This window comes from Microbacterium testaceum StLB037 (assembly GCF_000202635.1).
GTDB lineage: Bacteria > Actinomycetota > Actinomycetes > Actinomycetales > Microbacteriaceae > Microbacterium > Microbacterium testaceum_F.
On record NC_015125.1, the window covers coordinates 1,395,088 to 1,415,564 of the forward strand.

Genomic DNA, 20,477 nt, shown 5'->3' on the forward strand with positions numbered 1-20,477 from the left:
GCGCGACGCGTCCGGAGCGGAACCCGGCCCGACAGCCCGGCCCGACACCCACGGAGCGGACCCGCGCCCGCCCCGCGCACGTCAGCGCACCCACCCCACGCGCGTCAGCGCAGCCGCCGAGCAACCTCCGCCATCGCCTCGGCGAACGACTCCTCGGCGCCCTCGCGGCCGCCGGAGAGATTCACGCCCACGACCCCGGGGAGCGCGAGCATCTCCTCGGCGAGCGCGACCGCGAGGGCGATGCCCTCCGCGCGGGGGTCCGCGGCGCCGCGGACGCGCGAGAGGAACCCGTCCGGCAGCACGAGCGTCGTGAACGACTCGAGCAGGGCGGCCGACGCGTGATCCACCACCAGCGGGACGCAGGGGATGAATGCCGCCGGAGCACCCACCTCCTCGATGAATTCCCGCACGGGGGCCGCCCCGCCCGCGTGATTGACGAAGCAGACATCGGCGCCGGCCCGCAGCTTCTCGCGCAGCCGCGCAGCCCGGCGCTCCACGGGCGGGGCCGCGGGCGAAGCCGCGACGGACACGACATGCCCCGCGGCCCGCGCGAGCGACGCCGCCTCTGTCGAGTCGAGGTCGAAGACAGGAACGGCATCCGGTCGATGACCCGTGCGGGTGTGGTCGCCCGTGACGCAGTGCACCCCGGCCACGCCCTCCACGGCGAGGGCCGCGAGCTCTCCCTCGATGGCCACGCGGTTGCGGTCCCGCATGTTCAGCCCGGTCCAGACGCGCAATCCGCGCTGGTGCAGCAGGTGTGCGCGGTACGCGGGTGGGAACTGCACCCGGGCGCTTCCCGCGTCGCCGGCGAGGACGGCATCCACCTCCCCCGCGAGGACGGCGGCACAGGCGTCGATGGATGCCACACTCAGTGCCCGCGCCGGCAGATCGGCCACGACCCACGGGCGCGTGCCGAGGGAGGCCAGGGTGTCGGCGGCGGCCGCGGTGCGCGGGCCCGACGCGGGCACCGACGACCGGTCGACGCCCGTCCACGGCACCGTCGGGCGGTGGAGAAAGGCGCAGCGGTGGGCGGCGTCGATCTCGCACGATCCGTCGAACCCGACGCCCCCGCAGGGGCCGTACTCCATGCGCTTGGGGCACGTGTCGATGAGGGGCAGCGAGGTCATGGCCGGAGTGTACGGAGCGTGTGTTTCGACAAATGTTCGTGGTGGCAACATCACCGAAACGCGGGCTGCCTACGCTCGGCCCTACCGCAGTTCCCGGGAGGACCCATGATCACGGCCGGCACCACCTTCGGTTCCGACGTCGACGCCATCGACGCGCTCGTGGCCGACCCCCTCGCGCTCATGGTTCAGTGGCTCCCCGCGCACGACAGCGAGCTGCGCCCCCTCGCGGCCCTCTCGACCATCGGGCTCGACGGCATCCCGTCGCTCCGACACGTCCTCATCAGCGACAGGGATGCCGCCGGCCTGACGTTCCACACCGACGAGGCGAGCGCGAAGGTCGCCGAGATCGCCGCGAACCCCGTGGCCGCGATGGCGGTCGCGTGGCCCGAGCTCGGCCGTCAGCTCGTCGTTCGGGGAATCGTCGAGCGCGTGACACCGGCGGAGGCGGCGACCGTCTACGCCCAGCGCTCGCGGTACCTGCAACTCCTGGCGTGGCTGAACACGCGCGAGAACGCGCAGCTCGACACGTCATCCCGCCAGCACCTGTGGGCCGAGTTCGACGCCGCTCATCCCACGCTCGACCCGCCCCCGCGGTGGACGGGGTTCCGCCTGCGCCCCCTCACGCTGACGTTCTGGCGCGGCGACCCGATCGGGCAGAGCACCCGCCAGCACTACACGCTCGCCGACGGCCGCTGGTCGGGGCAGATCCTGGCGGGCTGACATGGACATCACCACGGTCACCTCGTTCCGCTCCGCCCGCACGCGCGCGGACCTCCAGCTCGCTCCGGGCGAGGTGGTGCTGGCCGGCGGCACGTGGCTCATGAGCGAGCCCCAGCCGACCACGACCGGCTTCGTCGACCTCACGACCCTCGCGTGGCCGGATATCGAGATCACCGACGCGGGCCTGCGCATCGGCGCGACCTGCACGATCGCGCGCCTGCTCGCGTGGGCCGAGACGGAGGCGCCCCCCGAGTGGACCTCGCTCGCCCTCGCCCGCCCCTCCGCCGACGCGCTCCTGGCGTCGTTCAAGATCTGGAACACCGCGACGGTCGGGGGCAACGTCTGCCAGGCGTTCGCCGCGGGTGCGATGATCGCGATGCTCTCGACCCTGGATGCCACGGCCCTCATCTGGACGCCCGACGGCGGCGAGCGCGAGATCGCCGTGGCCGACCTCGTGGTCGACAACCAGGCGACCTCGCTAGCGCCCGGGGAGGTCGTGCGGGCGCTCGACGTTCCCGCGCACGCCCTGCGCTCGCGCGTCGGTCTGCAGAAGATCGCCCTCGCGGAACTCGGACGCTCCGGCGCGGTGGTCACCGCGCGCGTCGACCCGCACGGGGCGGCGGTGTTCGTCGTGACCGCGGCGGTGCGGCGACCTCGGGTGCTGCGGTTCGCCCGCGTCCCGGGGGCGGGAGAGCTGCGGGATGCCGTCGCCTCCGCGCCAGATTTCTACACCGACCCGCTGGGCAGCGCGGATTGGCGGCGCGGCGTGAGCGTCGTGCTCGCCGAGCGGCTGCGCGCGGGCTTCGCCCGCGAGTCAGCGGGGGCCGCGTGAGGATCCGCGCCTGCCGGAGCGTGCCGCGCTCCGGAGCGAGCGGGGCTTCTGCGCCGTCGCCGCCCCGTCCCGCTGCGCGAACACCCCTGTTCTCCGGAGCACGGCACCGCGTCCCCACCCGCCGAGGAGGCGCCGCGTGAAGTTCGAGGTCAACGGGGTGCCGGTCGACGCCGAGCCCCGTCCGGGTCAGAGCGCTCGGACCCTGCTCCGCGAGACGGGCCACGTCGAGGTGAAGAAGGGCTGCGACGCGGGTGACTGCGGCGCGTGCTCGGTGCTCCTCGACGGAGAGCCGACGCACTCGTGCATCATCCCGGCGATGCGGCTCGAGGGTCGCACCCTCACGACGGCTGCGGGCCTCGCCCCCGGCGACGACCTGCATCCGGTGCAGGAGGCGCTCGCGTCCGGCTTCGGCTTCCAGTGCGGATTCTGCACGCCCGGGATGAGCGTCACCGCGTCGACGCTGACCGCGGACGACCTGCCCGACCTTGACCGCCGCATGAAGGGCAACCTCTGCCGGTGCACCGGATACCGCCCGATCCGCGAGGCGATCCGCTCCTCGGTGCTGGGCCCGGTGCGTGAGACGGGTGCCCTGTCGGATGCCACTGCCCCCGCGGCGGCGGCGTGCGGCTCGGGCTGCGCCGGGCACAACGCCGACGGCGCGGCATCCGGTCCCGCCGCGGGCGACGGCCGGGTCGGTGCTTCGACCGTGCCCGAGGCGGCCCGGCGGATCGTGCAGGGCCGCGAGCCCTTCACCTTCGACGAGCCCGTGCCCGGCGGCCCCCCGCTCGTCCTGCGCGTCGTCACCTCGCCGCACGCCCACGCGCGCGTGCGGTCCATCGACACCGAGGCTGCCCTCGCGATCCCCGGGGTCGTCGCCGTGTTCACGCACGACGACGTCCCCGAGATCCGCTACTCCACCGGCCGTCACGAGCACCGCACGGATGACCCCGACGACACCCGGATGCTCGACGACGTCGTCCGCCACGTCGGCCAGAGGGTCGTCGCCGTCGTCGGCGAGACGGCGGAAGCTGCGGATGCCGGCTGCCGCGCGGTCCGCATCGAGTACGACGTGCTGCCCGCCGTGTTCGACCCCGAGGAGGCCCGCCGCCCCGGCGCCCCGCTGCTGCATCCCGACCGCACCCCGGACGAGCGCGTGATGGAGGCGGGCCGCAACGTGGTCGCGGGCTTCCACACCGGTCACGGCGGCGACATCCACGCGGCCCTCGCCGCGAGCCACACCACCGTCACGGGCGAGTGGACCTCGTCGCGCGTCACCCACGCGGCACTCGAGACACATGGGGCCGTCGCCTGGCTCGACGACGACGGGCGGCTCGTCGTCCGTTCGTCGACGCAGGTCCCCTTCCTCGTCCGCAACGAACTCGCGCACATCCTCGAGGTCTCGCCCGACCGCATCCGCGTCTACGCCAACCGTGTCGGCGGCGGCTTCGGCGGGAAGCAGGAGCTCTTCACCGAAGACCTCACGGCCCTCGCCGTTCTGAAGCTCGGGCGCCCGGTGGCCTACGAGTTCTCGCGCACCGATCAGTTCGTGCGCGCGTCGCTGCGGCATCCGATGCGCGTCCGCGTGACCCTCGGATCGGATGCCGACGGCGTGCTCACCGCGATGAAGGTCGACGTGCTGAGCGACACGGGCGCCTACGGCAACCACGCGATCGGGGTGCTGTTCCACTCGTGCGCCGAGTCGACGACGCTCTACCGGGTGCCCGTGAAGTGGATCGACGCCGAAGCGGTCTACACGAACAACCCGCCGTCGGGGGCGTTCCGCGGGTACGGCCTCGGGCAGGTGGTGTTCGGGGTGGAGTCGGCGCTCGACGCCCTCGCGGTCGAGCTCGACATGGACCCCTTCGATCTGCGCCGCATCAATGCCGTGCGCGAGGGTGACCCGCTGCACCCCGACGACGACGAGAAGTACGAGGAAGACCTGATCTGGGGCAGTTACGGCCTCGACCAGTGCCTCGATCTCGCGCAGGACGCGCTCGCGCGCGGCAACGGGGTCGACGCCCCCGAGGGCTGGCTGGTCGGCGAGGGGATGGCGGCCTCGATGATCGCGACGATGGCCCCGCGCGGGCACATCGCGCATACGACCGCGACCCTGCGACCGGACGGCACGTACCTCTTGCGCGTCGGCACCGCAGAGTTCGGCAACGGCACCTCGACCGTGCACCGACAGATCGCCGCGACCGTGCTCGACGCCGCGCCCGAACGCCTCGAGCTCTGGGCCGCCGACACCGACGCGGTCCGCCACGACACGGGTGCCTTCGCCTCGGCGGGCACGGTTGTCGCGGGCAAGGCGCTGTTCGGGGCGTGCACGGTGCTGCGGCGACGGATGGTCGACATCGCCACGGAGCTGGCGGATGGGGATGCCGTGCCCGGAGGGGTGGATGTCGAGCTCGTGGCATCCGGGGTCCGTGTCGACGGGACAGTCGTGTCGTGGGCGCGGATCATCGCGGCGGCCCCCGCGGACTTCCGCGACGGCGACGGCCTGACCGCGGACGGCGCCGAGTTCGGCGACCTGCGCTCGCTCGCCTTCAACGTGCACGCCGCGCGCGTGGCCGTCGATCCCGAGACGGGGACCGTGAAGGTGCTCCAGTCGATCCAGTCGGCCGATGCCGGCGTCGTCATCAACCCCGCGCAGTGCCGCGGGCAGATCGAGGGCGGCGTGGCTCAGGCGCTCGGCGGAGCGCTGTACGAGGAGGTTCTCGTCGAGGACGGGGTGGTGCAGAACCCCGTGTTCCGCACGTACCGCGTTCCGCAGTTCGCCGACGTCCCCGACACCGAGGTGTACTTCGCTGAGACGGACGACTCCCTCGGCCCGTTCGGCGCGAAGTCGATGAGCGAGTCGCCCTACAACCCCGTCGGCGCGGCGATCGGCAACGCCGTCTCTCGCGCGGTGGGGCGTCGCGGGTACACGCTGCCGTTCTCGCGCGACCGGGTGTGGAGGTTGGCGGGCGGAGGCGGCTGACCGGGCGCATCGGTGCGGCGAGGCCCGGCGGCGAGGCGGCGGGGCGGACCCTCGTCCCACTTTTGGCCGGTGCATGTCCCACATATGGCTACCCGGCGGTAGCTCGACCGACCAAAGTGGGACATGGGGGCGGGGGCGGAACCTCGTCCCACTTATGGCCGGTGCATGTCCCACATACGGCTACCCAGCGGTAGCTCGACCGACCAAAAGTGGGACATTGTCTCGGCGCGGGCTCAGCCCGCCAGGGGCACGGCCGTCCCCGACACCCGGATGCCGCCGGATGCCGGAACCTCCACCTCGAGGATGCTCGGCCGACCGACGTGCCGCCCCTGCCGGACGGTGAAGCCGAACGGCGCGGGCATTTCGGCGCGGTCGCGCAGATAGGCGCCGAGGGCGGCCGCGGCGGATCCGGTCGCGGGGTCTTCGAGAATGTGGGCGACGGGGAAGAGATTGCGCGCCTCGACGACAGCCCCGTTCCCCAGGGGACCGTCCACGTGCACCACGGTCGCGGTTCCCTTCCACCCACGCTCGTCCAGGAGCGCACGCAGGCGCGGCCCCTCGAAAGTGAACGCGTCGAACGTGTCGCGCGAGGCGACGGCCACGATCGGGTGCAGGTTACCCGCGAACGCCTGAGCAAGCGGCATCCGCTCGTCCAGGTCGGCACGGGTCAGACCGAGGAGGTCCAGGAGCCGGTCGGCGACGACGTCTTCGAGATCGACGACGTGCGGCTCGACGCTCGTGAAGCCGGCGATGATGCGCTCTCCCTCGGTCTCAGTGACGACCTCGACCGCCCCGGCGGCCGTCTCGAACGTGTACGCCCCGACGCCCTCGGCCTCGGCGAGCGCCACGGCCGTCGCGATCGTGGCATGTCCGCAGAACTGCACCTCATCGTCGGGCGAGAAGTACCGGACGGCGACGCGACGCCCCTCCCGCTCTCCCACGAAGGCCGTCTCGGGATGCCCGAGGTCGGTGGCGATGCGCTGCATCTGCGCGTCGTCGAGGGCCCTGGCATCCAGGATCACCCCGGCGGGATTGCCGCCGCCGGGCTCAGCCGCGAAAGCGAGGAGGTGCAGGATGCCAGGGGTCGGGGTCATGCGACGATTCTCGCGCGAGCGGCGCGGCATCCGCGCGGGCCGATCACCGGTTCGTGGACCGGCTCTCGCGCGCCGCCCACGCCTCGAACGCGGCCTGCACCTCGTCGAAGAACACCGTCTTCGCGCGCGTGTAGTCGTCGTAATCGGCCTTTCCGACCTGCTGGGCGCTCAGCCGCTGTTTGAGCCGCGCGTACCGATCGCGCTCGGCGGGGTGGGCTCGCAGCCAGTCCCGGAACCACACGGTGTACCGCCCCCACGGCGAATCGAACCGGCGAACGTGCAGGATCGCCTGGGCATCTTCGTGCCAATACAGTCGCTTCTCCCACACGACGTCATCGACCTCGATCCGTCCGCGCGGAAGGTCACGGTCGACACCGGGCGAGTCGGGGCGTGATCCACGCGCGCGCACGTATCCGCGCGGGGCGAGTCGTGCGAGCAGCTCATCCTCATCGGGGAGGGGGGCGATACGTACCTGCAGGTCGAGGAACGGTTTGGCCGCGAGACCCGGTACGGCGGTCGATCCGATGTGGTCGAGAGCGGCGGCACCCGCACCCGGGAGACCGGCGAGCGCGGATCGGACATCGACGAGCAAGGCGGCGGCGCGGGCCGCCCACTCCGGACGGTGCTCGGCGATGGCCGCGGGGTTGTCATCGGTCATGCCCTCACGCTACGTGGCGGGAGGACGGCGCAGCCTCGACAAACGGCGAAGATGGAGGCGTGCGCATCGTCGGGGGAATCGTCCTGGTCGTCGTGGCGATCGTCGTCGGTCTCTTCGGAGCGCTGATGCTCGGCGCCTCGGGGCTGAGCTGGGCCGGTCCGGGGCTGACGGTGATCCCGTACTCCGACTCCGACGACGGCGAGCGGGCGATCGGCATCGGCATGGGGGTCGTCGCCCTGGGCTCGTGGGCCCTGCTGACCCTGGCGGGCTTCTTCGTCGCACGCGGGCGGACCCGCACCCGATCGTCACGGGTGGTCGCGGGCGGCCTCGTCGCCGTCAGTGTCGTCGTGGTGGTGGGTGCCACGATCTTCCTGACCTCGACCCCGCCGCCGGTGATCGAGAACCCGCCGCCGTGGAACCGGGCCTGAGGCTCTCCCTTCCCGCTGCTCAGCGCGGCTCCGCCCCCAGGTGCAGCACCGCCTCGGCCAGCGCGCGGATCCCCGCCGCGACGTCGCCTCCCGACACCGCCTCATCGGGATGGTGGCTGATGCCGTCGGGGTTGCGGAGGAACAGCATGCCCACCTCGGTGATCGCCCCGATCGACATCGCGTCGTGTCCGGCGCGGCTGAAGAGAGTCGGGGCCTCCCCGCCGATCCCGGCCCGGACGACGTCCTGCAGAAGGGGCGCGCAGAACACGGCCGGAGCGCTGTGCACCTCGCGGGCGCGCCACCGCAGACCGCGGCGGCCCATGATGGCATCCAGTTCTCGGGAGATCTCGTCCCACGTGTGATCACGGGTCGCGTCGAACTCGCCGCGCAGGTCGAGCGAGAAGTGTGCCTCTCCCGGCACGACGTTCACCGCGCCCGGGAACGCCTCGAGCTGCCCGACCGTGCCGATGATGTGGTGCTCACCGCGGCAGATCCGCTCGACCGCGAGGGCCGCTTCGCTCGCGCCGAGTAGGGCATCGCGGCGCATGTCGTACGGCGTTCCGCCGGCGTGCCGGGCTTCCCCCTCGACGACGAGCTGGAACCGCCGCGCCGACGCGATCGATGACACTGCGGCGAGAGCCTGTCCGCTGCGGTGGAGCTCCGGCCCCTGCTCGATGTGCGCTTCGAGGTAGGCGACGAGTTGCTCGGGCCGACGCGCAGCTTCGCCGATGCGCCCGGGATCGAGACCGAACTCGCGGAACGCCTCGCGCAGCGTCGAACCGTCGGCATCCGTCAGGTCCCACCAGGCGTCGTCCCACTGCCCCGCCACGGCCGATGACCCCAGAAGCGCCTTGCCGAATCGCGTGCCCTCCTCGTCGCTGAACGCGATGACCTCGAGCGCGAACGGGAAGGGACTGGATGCCGTGCCCTCGTCGTCGATGCTACGGATCAGCCGCACCACCTCGAGTGCCATCAGCACCCCGACGATGCCGTCGAAGCGCCCCGCGTCGGGCACGGTGTCGAGGTGAGAGCCCAGCAGGAGCGTGGGGGCGTCGGGGGCACCCGCGGGGGCGAGGCGTCCGACCTGATTGCCCGCGGCGTCTTGCCGCGTCGTCATGCCGAGCTCGCGCATCCACTCGGCGGCGAGACGGTTCACCCGCGCGTGCTCGGGAGAGAGGTACACGCGCGTGATGCTGCCCGGGGTCGCGGTGACGCGCGCGAGCTCCTCGCAGCGTCCCATCACGCGGCGGGCTGCCGAGACGACGCGCTCGGGTGCGACGTCGAGGCGCGTGGCGGTGGTCATCCCAGGGCTCCTCGGCCCGGTGCGCCGTGACTCGTCGCGCGGGGACACCCCTCCCCCTGCCCGGCGGGACGCCGTCCGAAGGAGCCGCGCCCGAAGGAGCGGTGCCCGAGGGAGCGGACCCCGAAGGAGCGGCGCCTGCCGGAGCGCCACCCGAGGGCAGCGACGGCGGCGACGGGGAGGGCGAGAGGCGTCACGACCGTGCCGCCGCGTACACGCCCTGCGCGGCCTCGACGCCACCGCCGGCCGGCACCGACGCGCCGTGGCGGCGCAGCACCGCCTCGAGGGCGGCGAGCGTGGTGAGCACGGCGTCGGTGCGGGCGTTGTACCCCATCGTGCCGATCCGCCAGACGCGGCCGTGCAGCGGCCCGAACGAGGTGCCGATCTCGATGCCGAAGTCGCTCAGGAGCTCCGCGCGCACCGCGTCGCCGACGACCGCCTCCGGGATCTCGACGGCGACGACGTTCGTCATCTTGTGCGCGACGTCGCCGAAGACGGTCAGCCCGAGGCCCTGCACTCCGGCGAGCATCGCGTCGCCGTGCAGGCGGTGGCGGTCGATCACGGCATCCCGGCCCTCGAGGAGCAGCACGCGCGCGCACTCGCGTGCGCCGTAGAGCATCGTGGTCGCCTCGGTGTGGTGGTTGAGGCGCCGCGGCCCCCAGTAGTCGAGGATCATCGCAAGGTCGAAGTAGTTGGACCGGATGAAATCGGATGCCACGGCATCGCCCTCTTCCCGGATCCCCGCCTCGACGCGGGCGCGCGAGCGCACCACCTCGACGGCGCGCTCCGACAGGCTGATCGGCGCCGACCCCGACGGACCGCCGAGGCATTTCTGCAGGCCCGCGGTCGCGGCATCCAGGCCCCAGGCATCCATCTCGAACGCGTTGCCGCCGAGCGAGGCGGTGGCGTCGGTGTAGAACAGGGCGCCGTGCGCGCGGCAGATCTCGCCGATCTCGTCGAGCGGTTGAAGCATGGTGGTCGAGGTGTCGCCCTGCACGCACGCGACGAGGTGCGGCTTGACCCGCTCGATCGCCTCGCGGATCGTCGACACCGGGAAGACCTCGCCCCACGGCACCTCGATCGTGTGCACCTCGGCGAGCGCGCGCTCGGCGATCTCGGCCAAGAGGTGACCGAAGCGCCCGAAGACGGGGACCAGCACGCGGTCCCCGGGGCGCACGAGCGAGAGGATCGCCGCCTCGATCCCCGCACGGCTCGTGCCGTCGATCAGCAGGGTCGCGTCGTTGTCGGTCGCCCACACCCGGCGGTACAACTCTTGCGTCTCGGTCATGGTCGCCGTCATGAACGGGTCGTACTGCCCGACGAGCGGCGCGCCCATCGCGCGCAGCACACTCGGGTACGCCGAGATGGGGCCGGGGCCCATGAGGAGCCGGGCGGGCGGGTCGATGGGGCCGGGGAGGTGAGACATCAGGACTCCGTGGTGCGGGGGTGGGTGAAGCGGCGGGGCGAGAGGGAGGGAGTGGTCATCGGAGCCCTCCCTCGACGAGAGCGGCGAGGCGGCGAGCCAGGCGTACGAGGGCGATATCGGTGCCCGCCCGCGAGACGAGGCAGAGCCCGACCGGAGCGCCGTCGACCGTGAGGAGCGGCACCGAGATCGAGGGCAGGCCCGCGATCGCGGCCGGCGCCGTCATGCGCAGGGTCGCCGCGCGCACGGCGTCGACGTCGGCCGTGCGCTGGGGCGCCGGACCGGGGACGGTCGGGAAGATCAGCACGGCCCCGTCGACGAGCTCGGCCAGGTGCGCGGCGATCGGCTCGAGGTCCTCGCGCGCGGCGGCTTCGTCCGCGGCAGCGATGCGCGAGGCGACGGAGAAGCGCTCGGCGACGGCCGGGCCCACCGCCCCGGGGTGCGCGGTCATCCACTCGCCGTTGTTGCGCCAGGCCTCGGCACCCTGCACGGTGCGGAACGCCGCGAAGGCGGCATCCAGGTCTCCCGTGTGCACGGCGCGGAAGGGCGGCGGATCATCGGATGCCGCGAGCGCGGCCACCAGCTTCGAGAACGCCTCGCGGGTCGCGGGCTCCGCGCACTCGAGGATCTCTTCGGGGACGAGGAAACGCCAGGGCAGGTCATCCCCCGAGGCTCCGTAGACGTTCTCCGTCGTCGCTGACCCGTCGTAACTCAGGCACCAGTCGGCGACGCGCTGCAGGGTATCGCCGTCGCGGGTCAGCCATCCGATCGTGTCGAACGACTGCGCGAGCGGCAGCATGCCCTGGCGCGGCACGAGATCGTGGGTGGTGCGGAGGCCCCAGAGCCCCTGGTACGACGCGGGCACGCGGATGGATCCCGCGGTGTCGGTGGCGAGGCCGATGTCGGCGTGCCCCGCGGCGACGGCGGACGCCGGGCCGCTCGAGGATCCACCCGGGAGTGCGCCCACGACCGCGCCATTCGGCGGGGTGCCGTAGTGCACGTTGTCGCCGGCGATCGAGTACGCGAACTCGTCGGTGCGAGCGATTCCCCGCAGCGACGCGCCGGCCCGCAGCAGGTCGGCGACGGCGGGGGCGGTGACCTTCTCCGGTCGCGCTTCTTCGAGGAAAGCCGGGTTGCCCGCCCCGATGCGGAAGCCCGCGATGGCGAAGAGGTCTTTCACGGCGACGGTGAGGCCCGCGAGGGTCCCTTCCCACGCGCCCTGAAGGAACGGATCGCCCACGCTTCGCCAGATCGAGCGATCGAGCGGCGGCGTGCGCGGAGCGACGTGTGCGGCGGTGATGAGCCAGCGCCCGTCGATGCGCTGCCAGACCTGGGTCTGCAGCCCGCGGCCTCCGCCGTGGAAGCGTGAGACCGACATCAGCAGGGCGACGTCGGGCCCCAGCCGCCGGTAGTGGATGTCGGTGATGTCGCGCGGGGGGACGCCCCCGCGCAGCGAACGGAAGCCGCTGATGGCGTCGTGGCCGACGAGGAGGCCCGCAGGGTCACCGCGCAGGGTGTCGGGACCGGGGGCGAAGAACGCGTCGAGCGCATCGAGGTCGTTCGCGACGATCGCCCGCTCGTAGGCGTCGAATGCCGAGCGCAGGTCGGCGGGGATCGCCGCGGAGTTCGTAGGTGCCGCGGGCGCGGGTTCGGGAATCCCCGCAGAGTCGTTCGGGACGGGCTCGCGCGACACGCGCTCGGGCGTCGCGAGTTCGGACATCGCCCCCGTGGCATCCGTCATGATCGTCGCCCCTCTCCGCGCGGCGCTGAGTGTCCGAAACACCCGGACCATCTCGAAAATCGTCCGGGTGTTTTGGACACTCGACGGAGAGGAGCCGCGTCGGGAGCGCCCAGCGCGAGCGGCAGGCCGGCAGCGCCGGCGTCAGCCGCCTCGGCACGGGCCAGGGCGGCGGCGAGGACGGGGCTCATGCGACGTCTCCTTCCTGTTCGTTCGCCGCCGCGCCGTCGACGGGCGCGGGCATCGAGACCGCGGCGGTCCCGGATGCCAGCGCCTCGGGCTCGACCGCCGGCACCCCCGCGAAGTCGGCCTCGCGGATCCGGGCGTGCACGCCCGAGACGATGTCGACGACCTGCGAGATGTCGAAGTCGGTCGCCGCGCTCAGGTAGGCGTAGGCGAGGTGCTCGCCCATCCCCCAGCGCCCACCCAGTAGGGCGAGCGACGAGCGCACGCACGCGCGCATCGCGGCATCCAGGTCGGGATCCATGCCGGTCGGCACGAGGTACTCGGGCGTCCGGACCAGCGGACCGACGACCTCGCCGAACGCGGCGCGCGCGGCCTCCGCGGGAACCACCTCGAAGCGCAGCGTCGCGCGGAGCGACGCCTCCAGGGCGGTCAACGCCACCTCGCCGTCGCCCTGCGCGAAGTGCGGATCGCCCACGTAGGCGAGTGCTCCGTCGACCTGCACGGGGAGGAAGAGAGCGGTGCCCTCGACGAGGAGATTGATGTCGATGTTGCCCCCGTGGGTCCCGGGCGGCACGGAGTGCGGGCGCTCGTCGCCCGCGACCGCGACGCCCATGGTGCCGAGGAACGGTGCGAGGGGGAAAGCCACGAGCGGATCGCCGCCCTCGCGAAGCGGGAGCGTGCCGTGCAGAACGCCCTCGCGCTCGGCGACCGCCGAGAACACGCTGACGTTGTGCTCGCCCCGCGGCAGCTCGCCGACGAGCGCGCCCTTGCCGTGCCGGTTCGAGATCACGCCGTAGGGCACCCGCGGCACCAGCGTCTCGACCGTGATCTTCAGCAGATCGCCCGGGTGCGCGCCCGCGACGCGCACGGGTCCGACGACCACGTGCGGTCCGTCGGCGCGAGGGTCGCGGAGAACGGATGCCGCGATCTCGACCGCATCGTCGAGCACCTGGGCGCGCGGCACCCCGTGCGCGGAGAAGTAGGCCGCGGGGTCTTTGCCCTGGTCGTCGAGGATGCCCTCGTGGCTGACCGTGTCGATGGTGACGGTCTCGCCCGACGCGATCTCGAGCACGGGAGTGTCGGTGGCGCAGGGCAGGCGGCCCCACAGAACGGTCTCGGGGGTGGCGCGGAGGTAGTGGTCGCCGGGGATCGGTCCGGTGCCGGGTTGGAGGATCGGGAAGGGCGTGGGGATTCCGGATGGGGCCCGACCATGGTGGCTGAGCCTGTCGAAGCCACCCCCCGATCGGGCGTGCCCGGTCCCTTCGACAAGCTCAGGGACCCCCGACGCGGCCACGGGCACGTCGGGATCGGTCCTCTCGCCGAGCTCAGGGACCTCGGACGCGGCCCGGCTCACCTCGCCGCCGCTCACGCGTCCACCGCCGCGGTCGCACGGAGGATCTCGCGTCCCCCGCGCTCGGTCACCGCCGAGCCTCGGCGATACACCGATTCGCCCCGGAGCCACGTCTCGCGGACGACGCCGGTCAGGGTCTGGCCGTGCCAGGGCGAGACGGGGTTGCGGTACTCCAGAGCCGTGGCATCCACGACGAACTCCTCATCGGGGGCGAACGCCACGAGGTGCGCCGGAGCACCCGGCGCGATCACGCCGAGTCCCTCGAGGCCCGCGATCCGCGCGGGGCCGGTCGTCATCAGCGGCAGCAGGCTCTCGAAGGCGAGGCCTCGCGCGCGGGCGGTGCTGTGCACGGCCGACAAGCCGGTCTGCAGGCCCGCGATCCCGCCCCAGGCGAGACCGAAGTCCGGATTGCTCTTCAGCTCGACGGTCGCGGGGGAATGGTCGCTCACGATCGCGTCGATCGTGCCGTCGACGATGCCCGCCCACAGCAGATCGCGGTTGTCGCCCCCGCGGATCGGCGGGCAGCACTTGAAGGCCCCGGCACCGTCCGGTACCTCCGCGGCGTCGAGGGTGAGGTAGTGGGGGCAGGTCTCGACCGTCAGCCGCACGCCCTCGGCCTTGGCGGCGCGCACGTCGTCGAGCGCTCCTCCGTCGGCGACGTGCACGATGTGCGCGCGAGCGCCGGTGCGGCGCGCCGCGTCGATGACCCGGAGGATCGCGGATCGTTCGCTGAGCGGCGGGCGACTGGCCTCGAAGTCGCGGTAGCGCGGACCGAGCGCGCCGTCCGCGTGCAGGTGCGCGGGGTCTTCGGCGTGCACGATCAGCAGGCCGTCGAAGACCGCGAGCTCGGCGAGGCACCGCTCGAGCTGCTCCGCATCGAGGTGTCCGAACTCATCGATGCCGCTGGGCGACAGGAAACACTTGAAACCCACGACGCCGGCGTCGGAGAGTGCGCGCAGCGACCCGAGGTTCTCGGGGACCGCACCGCCCCAGTAGGCGACATCGACCGCGAGCTTTCCCGCGGCGGCCGCGCGCTTGGCATCCAGGGCCGGAAGCGTGGTGGTGACGGGAGAGCTGTTCAGCGGCATGTCGACGATCGTCGTGACGCCGCCCGCGGCGGCCGCGGCCGTTCCGGTCGCGAAGCCCTCCCACTCGGTGCGCCCCGGCTCGTCGAGGTGCACGTGCGAGTCGACGAGCCCCGGGAGCAGCACCGAGTCGCCGGGCAGCACGGTCTCGGCAGCGGCGTCGAACGGCTCGACGGAGGTGATCGTCCCGCCCTCGCTCACGACGGTCGCGGGGCGGAACTCGCCGTCCAGATAGACCCGTCGCGCGGCGATCCGTGTGCTCATACCGGCCACGCTAAGCGCCCCGCGTTTCACAGATGTAACCGTGATCAACATTCATGCAAACACCTCGAGATTCGTCGCCTGGGGAGGAAGAGTCGGCGCCGCTCCCTCGCGAGTCGGAAGCGCGTACTCGTCGCGTTTGCTCGTCCCCAGCCCCATCCGTGCCATCCCGGATGCCACGCCCACCGCCGCCGCGACCCCGTCGACGACCGGCACCCCGACGCGTGCCGTCAGCTCGACGCACAGATCGGCCATCCCCGCGCACCCGAGCACGATGACGTCCGCCCCCGCAGCCGCGGCCTCCGCGCTGTACCGCGCGATCGTCTCCACCGCGACGGACCCCGTGTCCTCGAGGTCGAGCACGGGGATCCCCGTCGCCGCGAGCGACACGCACGCCCGCTCCATGCCGTACCGCGATACGAGGTCGCGAGCTCGGCCCAACGTCCGGCTGAGGGTCGTGACCACCCCGAAGTGCCGCCCCGACACCGCGGCCAGGTGCATCGCCGCCTCGGCGATTCCGACGACCGGCGCCTCGACGAGCTCCCGCGCCGCGTCCAAACCCGGGTCGCCGAAGCAGGCGATCACGTAGGCATCGGCGGGGTCGAGTCCGTCGCGATCGGCCGCGACGAGCTCGACGACCGCGGCCGCGGCGAGGACCTCGTCGGTGTGGCTCTCGATCGCGGCGGCGCCGGTCGCAGGACACACGGCCTCGATGAGCACGTCGGGCCCCGCCACCTCCCGGGCGGCCTCCGCGATCTTCGCGGTCATCGCCCGGGAGGTGTTGGGGTTGATGAGCAGAATCCTCACGCGAGCGCCTCGCGCGGGTTCTCGGGAGTCGACCGACGGAGCGGCGACGCCGTGCCGGGCTCCGGAGTTCTGGCATCCTGAGCCGTCTGAGCGAGCACCGCGGGCGCACCGGGCGCCACGGCTCCGGAGCCCGGCACCGGGGTCACGACATCCGGAACCGTCCGCGCGAGCACCAGGTCCTCGGCCTCGACGGGGGCCTCCACGGCATCCGAGGTCCCGTCGGAGATGCCCTCCGTCTCGCCCTCGAACGTGGGGACCCGCGGGTCGAGGCGCTCGAACAGCAGGAACAGCGCGTATCCGAGGCCGCACCCGATGAACCAGCTGTAGTCGCTGATCCACGAGACGTCGAACATCCCCAGGTCGGCGAACAGCTTCGGGAACACCGCGACCGCGACCGTCGGGACGCCCGCCGCGATGACGGCCTTGACCGCATTCGGGTTGAAACCGTTGCGGTACCAGTACGGCCCCGTCGCGTCCATCGTGAACATCGCGTCGACCTTCACGCGCTGACGGGCGGTGATGTAGTACCCGGCGATCAGGATGCCGAACAGCGGGCCGATCAGCGCACCCAGCACGCCGAGGGAGTAGTGGATCGCGTCGTCGTTCGAGTACCAGTTCCACGGCATGAGGAACGTCGATCCGATCGCGGCGATCATTCCGCCCGCGCGCCACGAGATCTTCTTGGGCGCGACGTTGGAGAAGTCGAACGCGGGAGAGATGAAATTCGCGACGATGTTGATGCCGACCGTCGCTGTGACGAACGTCAGGCCGCCGAGCAGGATGGCGAACGGGGTGTCGATCCGCTCGACCGTCTTGATCGGGTCGGTGATCAGCGAGCCGAACACCGGCACGGTGGCCGAGGCCGTGATGACCGTCAGCAGCGAGAAGAACACGAAGTTGATCGGCAGACCCCAGAAGTTGCCCTTCTTCACCGCGGCGAAACTCTTGCCGTAGCGGGCGAAGTCGCCGAAGTTCAGCATCGGGCCCGAGAAGTACGACACCACCAGGGCGATCGCGCCGAGCATCACCGGGATCGACGCCCAGAAGTCGAGCTGGGTGGTCGAGAGGGTGAACGAGATGTTCTGGATCCCGGCCTGCGACACGAGGTAGACGGCGAGGACGATCATGACGACGTAGACGGCGGGGCCGGCCCAGTCGATGAAGCGGCGGATGACCTCCATGCCGTTCCAGAAGAGGAGGAACTGCGCGGTCCACAGGATCGCGTACGAGATCCAGCCGAGCGCCGACAGCCCGGCGAACGACACATCGAGGAGGGCAACGGAGCCCGGGATGAACTTCAGGAAGATGATGTTCAGCGATTCCGCGGCGAGGAAGGTCTGCACGCCGTACCAGGCGATCGCGATCAGGCCGCGGATGATCGCGGGGATGTTCGCGCCCCGGATGCCGAACACGACGCGGTTGATGACGGGGTAGGGCACGCCCGTCTTCTGACTGGGCTTGGCGACCATGTTGGCGAAGACCTGCACGATGACGATGCCGGCGATGAGCGCCACGAGCACCTGCCACGACTGCAGGCCGAGGGCGAAGAGCGAGCCCGCGGTGACGTAGCCGCCGACGGAGTGCACGTCGCTCATCCAGAACGCGAAGATGTTGTAGCTCGACCACTTCTGCTTCCGCAGCGGCGCGAGGTCTTCGTTGGCGAGACGCTCGTCGTAGTGGGGCTTCATGTTGCCGCCCCCGTGGGGGTGGCCGGCGGCCTCCACGAGATCGTGGGGGCCGGTGAGCGGGGTGGATGTCATGTCATTCCTCTCAGGACGATGGATGCCACGACGTGGAGTCCGCGGCCGGAGTGGAGCTCTGATGTGAAGTTATGGGTTCACACTGCGCGGCTGGTTTCGCTCGTGTAACAGGCGTGTGAAGTCGCTCCTTCACACCCGCCGGCTGCCTAGACTCGGGGCATGACGCAGCCGCCCCTCGCCGACGCCGTCGATCCGGACGCTGCGGTCCCAGGGGCACCGGCCGAGCCCGCGGCATCCGTCGGCGCGCGCATCCGGGATCTGCGCCAAGCCCGCGGCATCTCCGCCCGCGCTCTCGCGGCGACCCTCGGCATCTCCCCCAGCGCGGTCTCGCAGATCGAACGCGGCGTGATGCAGCCGAGCGTCTCGCGGCTCATCGCCATCACCGACGCCCTCGGCGTGCCTCTCGTCGCGGCCTTCGATCCGGCATCCGATCGCCCCGTCGAACCCGTCGGCCCCTCGGGCTTCACGCTGCAACGCGCCGCGCAGGCGGCCGACATCGTGCTCGAGAGCGGCGTCTCGTTCCGCCGCCTGACCCCCGGTTCGTCGCCCGGCGTCGACTACTTCGAGTCGGTCTACCCACCCGGAGCCTCGGCGCACGGCGCCGACGGCCTCTTCCATCACGAGGGCTACGAGGTCGGCACCGTCGTCGCGGGTGAACTCACGATCGACTTCGAGGCCGAGCGGGTCATCCTGCGGGCGGGGGATGCCATCAGCTACCCCTGCTCGGTCCCCCACCGCCTGCACAACACCGGCGCAACGGATGCCGTGGCGCACTGGCTGATCGTGCACGCGTGAATGACAGATTTTCGCACGAAGATAACTTTCCTTGCGAGAAAAATCTCTTCGTAGGAGAATTCTCCTCGGAGGAAACCATGGACAGCGAGAAGATTCGGAGCCGCGCGCGAGACTACGGCATCGACCTCGTCGGAGAGATGCCGACAGCGAGCAGCCCAGTCACCTTTCTCGTCGTTTCACGCGGGAAGCAGCAGCAGAGGGTCACCGCGGTTGCGGTGTCGCCTCTGACCCTCACGGAGCTGGAGCACATCCTCCCTCTCCCCGCGAAAGGTCCTGTCGTCGCGCTGGGCAGTCGAGTCACGCCGCGCAACGCGGATGCGCTCCGAGACGTCGGCGTCAACTTCATCGACGAGGCGGGTAACGGCTACCTGTCGCTCGGAGACACGCTGATCGACGTGCGCGGGCGGACGCCCGATTCCGCCGCCGGCCTCCGTAAACCCGCGAAGAGCGCCTCCCTGTTCACGGAAAAACGGTCGCAGGTCATCCTCGCGGTGATCAGTTGGCCCGACCTCCTCGCTGCACGGCTCCAAGACCTTGCGCGAGCCGCCGGAGCCTCCGTGAGCTTCACGCAGAAGACGCTGGTGGCTCTCGAATCAGCCAACTTCCTTGACCGCTTCGGCCCACGGGACCACGCTTCCCTGAGGAACATCGACTCGCTGATCGATGGATGGGCGGCAGCATTTACGAGCGGACTCGGCTCGCGGGAGAACACCCGAGCCTTTCGTGGGACTTTCGACCCGTCCCGCCTCTCTCCGGACGGCCCACCCCTCTATCTCAGCGGAGAAGCCGTCGCACCGTGGATCGCACGCAACATCACATGGACCATCTACGCCGACGGCATCCCCCGCGATGCAGCCCAAGCGGGGCGCTGGGCACGCGATGACGAGTCACCGACCCTGTTCCTTCGCGAGAAGTTCTGGACCGAGCCTGTCCCCGCGCGCACGCGAGAATCTGCCCGACTACGAGAAGCGCCGCCGTTGCTGGTCTACGCCGATCTCCTGGCATCCGGTGATTCTCGCGAACGAGAAGCAGCCCAGCGTCTGAGAAACGACAATGCTCGACTGCGCGCGCATTGACCTCCGACTGCTGGACGATGTCGCGGCGGCCGTCCATGATCTGGTCACGACGACGGGTATTGATCCTCGGAAAATCCTGCTGGTCGGGGCACGGTGTCGCGATGCCATCCATTCCGCCCTGGGAAGAACGACACCGACTCGACTGACCACAGACCTCGACCTCGGAATCGCCATCGCCTCATGGAATGAGTTCGAGCGGATCGGATCGGCATTCGCCTCCATCCAGTCGAACGGAATTGCCTTTCGCGTCGCCGGCATGCATGTCGATGTCGTCCCGTTCGGCGATGTCGCTGAGGAACCCCGCGGCCTCAGCCGACCATCGACCCGTAATGACGACATCGTCGTCTTCGGATTCCAGGAGGTGTTCGACCGAGCATCGATCCTGACGCTTCCCACCGGGGAACCTGTCCGTCTTCCTCAACCCTCGGGGTATGGATTGCTCAAGACCCGCGCGTGGGCGGATAGAAGTGCGCACGGCGACCATCGCGACGCACAGGATCTGGCTGTCGCTCTCGACTGGTATGCGCAGGATCCGTCGACGATCGATCGCCTGTTCAGCGCCGACATTGACATCAGCGAACTGTACGGCTTCGACGCTGGCCAAAGCAGCGCGCACCTCCTCGGCCGCGACATTCGGCGGCATCTCATCCCCTCAGATGCGAACGACCTGGTGAGCCGGTTCACCGGCCTGGACGCGCGGCCGCTTGCTGGCCACCTGCTCAACCTGCCGCAGGACCGGTCGCGACGATTCGATATCGTCGAAGCGTTCACGCGCGGTCTCCGCGACGCGCAACTGCCCGCATGACGTGTCATCGACGGAGCCCCCGCCGACCCGAGGGCCGACGGGGGCTCCGGA

Annotated in this window: 17 protein-coding genes; 7 read left to right on the plus strand and 10 right to left on the minus strand. The window is 71.3% G+C overall.

The features are described from left to right. Nucleotides 1–104: 104 nt before the first annotated feature. Nucleotides 105–1,127, minus strand: coding sequence for a methylenetetrahydrofolate reductase C-terminal domain-containing protein (locus tag MTES_RS06425; RefSeq protein ID WP_013584407.1), 1,023 nt, complete (start codon nucleotides 1,125–1,127; stop codon nucleotides 105–107). Between the two features lie 105 nt (nucleotides 1,128–1,232). Between MTES_RS06425 and MTES_RS06430 the strand changes: the two genes are divergently transcribed. From MTES_RS06430 to MTES_RS06440, 3 genes are all read left to right on the plus strand, one after another. Next, complete coding sequence (locus MTES_RS06430) at nucleotides 1,233–1,847, plus strand: pyridoxine/pyridoxamine 5'-phosphate oxidase (protein ID WP_013584408.1); 615 nt, start codon at nucleotides 1,233–1,235, stop codon at nucleotides 1,845–1,847. A gap of 1 nt (nucleotide 1,848) precedes the next feature. Continuing rightward, nucleotides 1,849–2,679, plus strand: a complete 831-nt coding sequence (locus MTES_RS06435; RefSeq protein ID WP_013584409.1) for an FAD binding domain-containing protein — start codon at nucleotides 1,849–1,851, stop codon at nucleotides 2,677–2,679. 136 nt (nucleotides 2,680–2,815) lie between these two features. After that, nucleotides 2,816–5,659 carry a molybdopterin-dependent oxidoreductase gene (locus tag MTES_RS06440; RefSeq protein ID WP_013584410.1) on the plus strand — a complete coding sequence of 948 codons (2,844 nt, stop codon included), beginning with the start codon at nucleotides 2,816–2,818 and terminating at the stop codon, nucleotides 5,657–5,659. Nucleotides 5,660–5,892: 233 nt separating this feature from the next. Here MTES_RS06440 and MTES_RS06445 read toward each other — a convergent pair whose 3' ends face one another. Next, complete coding sequence (locus MTES_RS06445) at nucleotides 5,893–6,753, minus strand: PhzF family phenazine biosynthesis protein (RefSeq protein WP_043362285.1); 861 nt, start codon at nucleotides 6,751–6,753, stop codon at nucleotides 5,893–5,895. A gap of 43 nt (nucleotides 6,754–6,796) precedes the next feature. After that, complete coding sequence (locus MTES_RS06450; RefSeq protein WP_013584412.1) at nucleotides 6,797–7,411, minus strand: GrpB family protein; 615 nt, start codon at nucleotides 7,409–7,411, stop codon at nucleotides 6,797–6,799. A gap of 59 nt (nucleotides 7,412–7,470) precedes the next feature. Here MTES_RS06450 and MTES_RS06455 point away from each other — a divergent pair, with 59 nt between their 5' ends. After that, nucleotides 7,471–7,839 carry a hypothetical protein gene (locus tag MTES_RS06455; protein WP_013584413.1) on the plus strand — a complete coding sequence of 123 codons (369 nt, stop codon included), beginning with the start codon at nucleotides 7,471–7,473 and terminating at the stop codon, nucleotides 7,837–7,839. Between the two features lie 19 nt (nucleotides 7,840–7,858). Here the strand turns inward: MTES_RS06455 and MTES_RS06460 are convergent, their stop codons facing one another. The 7 genes from MTES_RS06460 to MTES_RS06490 all read right to left on the minus strand — a co-directional run bounded on the left by MTES_RS06460 (nucleotide 7,859) and on the right by MTES_RS06490 (nucleotide 17,750). Continuing rightward, nucleotides 7,859–9,142, minus strand: a complete 1,284-nt coding sequence (locus tag MTES_RS06460) for an allantoate amidohydrolase (RefSeq protein ID WP_013584414.1) — start codon at nucleotides 9,140–9,142, stop codon at nucleotides 7,859–7,861. Nucleotides 9,143–9,332: 190 nt separating this feature from the next. Further along, nucleotides 9,333–10,565, minus strand: coding sequence for a pyridoxal-phosphate-dependent aminotransferase family protein (locus MTES_RS06465; RefSeq protein WP_013584415.1), 1,233 nt, complete (start codon nucleotides 10,563–10,565; stop codon nucleotides 9,333–9,335). Between the two features lie 55 nt (nucleotides 10,566–10,620). Then, the gene (locus MTES_RS06470) at nucleotides 10,621–12,303 is read right to left on the minus strand and encodes an AtzH-like domain-containing protein (RefSeq protein WP_013584416.1); all 1,683 of its coding nucleotides are present in this window, start codon (nucleotides 12,301–12,303) and stop codon (nucleotides 10,621–10,623) included. Between the two features lie 184 nt (nucleotides 12,304–12,487). Further along, a complete protein-coding gene (locus MTES_RS06475; RefSeq protein ID WP_013584417.1) occupies nucleotides 12,488–13,855 on the minus strand; it encodes an acetamidase/formamidase family protein in 1,368 nt (455 codons plus the stop codon). Continuing rightward, nucleotides 13,852–15,186 (minus strand): allantoinase AllB, encoded by a 1,335-nt coding sequence (gene allB / locus MTES_RS06480; RefSeq protein WP_043361117.1) that lies wholly within the window; start codon nucleotides 15,184–15,186, stop codon nucleotides 13,852–13,854. The genes MTES_RS06475 and allB overlap by 4 nt, the downstream gene beginning before the upstream one ends. Nucleotides 15,187–15,237: 51 nt before the next feature. Then, entirely contained in the window at nucleotides 15,238–15,990 is a 753-nt protein-coding gene (locus tag MTES_RS06485; protein ID WP_013584419.1) for an aspartate/glutamate racemase family protein, read from the minus strand. Next, the gene (locus tag MTES_RS06490) at nucleotides 15,987–17,750 is read right to left on the minus strand and encodes an NCS1 family nucleobase:cation symporter-1 (RefSeq protein ID WP_013584420.1); all 1,764 of its coding nucleotides are present in this window, start codon (nucleotides 17,748–17,750) and stop codon (nucleotides 15,987–15,989) included. The genes MTES_RS06485 and MTES_RS06490 overlap by 4 nt, the downstream gene beginning before the upstream one ends. Before the next feature lie 159 nt (nucleotides 17,751–17,909). Between MTES_RS06490 and MTES_RS06495 the strand changes: the two genes are divergently transcribed. Genes MTES_RS06495 through MTES_RS06505 form a run of 3 tightly spaced genes read left to right on the plus strand, consistent with a single transcriptional unit; the run spans nucleotide 17,910 to nucleotide 20,426 of the window. Beyond that, a complete protein-coding gene (locus MTES_RS06495) occupies nucleotides 17,910–18,545 on the plus strand; it encodes a helix-turn-helix domain-containing protein (RefSeq protein WP_013584421.1) in 636 nt (211 codons plus the stop codon). Then, nucleotides 18,542–19,621: a type IV toxin-antitoxin system AbiEi family antitoxin gene (locus MTES_RS06500; protein WP_148272825.1), complete on the plus strand. Its 1,080-nt coding sequence runs from the start codon at nucleotides 18,542–18,544 to the stop codon at nucleotides 19,619–19,621. The genes MTES_RS06495 and MTES_RS06500 overlap by 4 nt, the downstream gene beginning before the upstream one ends. After that, on the plus strand, nucleotides 19,599–20,426 hold the full coding sequence (locus MTES_RS06505; protein WP_013584423.1) for a hypothetical protein: 828 nt from the start codon (nucleotides 19,599–19,601) through the stop codon (nucleotides 20,424–20,426). The genes MTES_RS06500 and MTES_RS06505 overlap by 23 nt, the downstream gene beginning before the upstream one ends. Nucleotides 20,427–20,477: the final 51 nt, after the last annotated feature.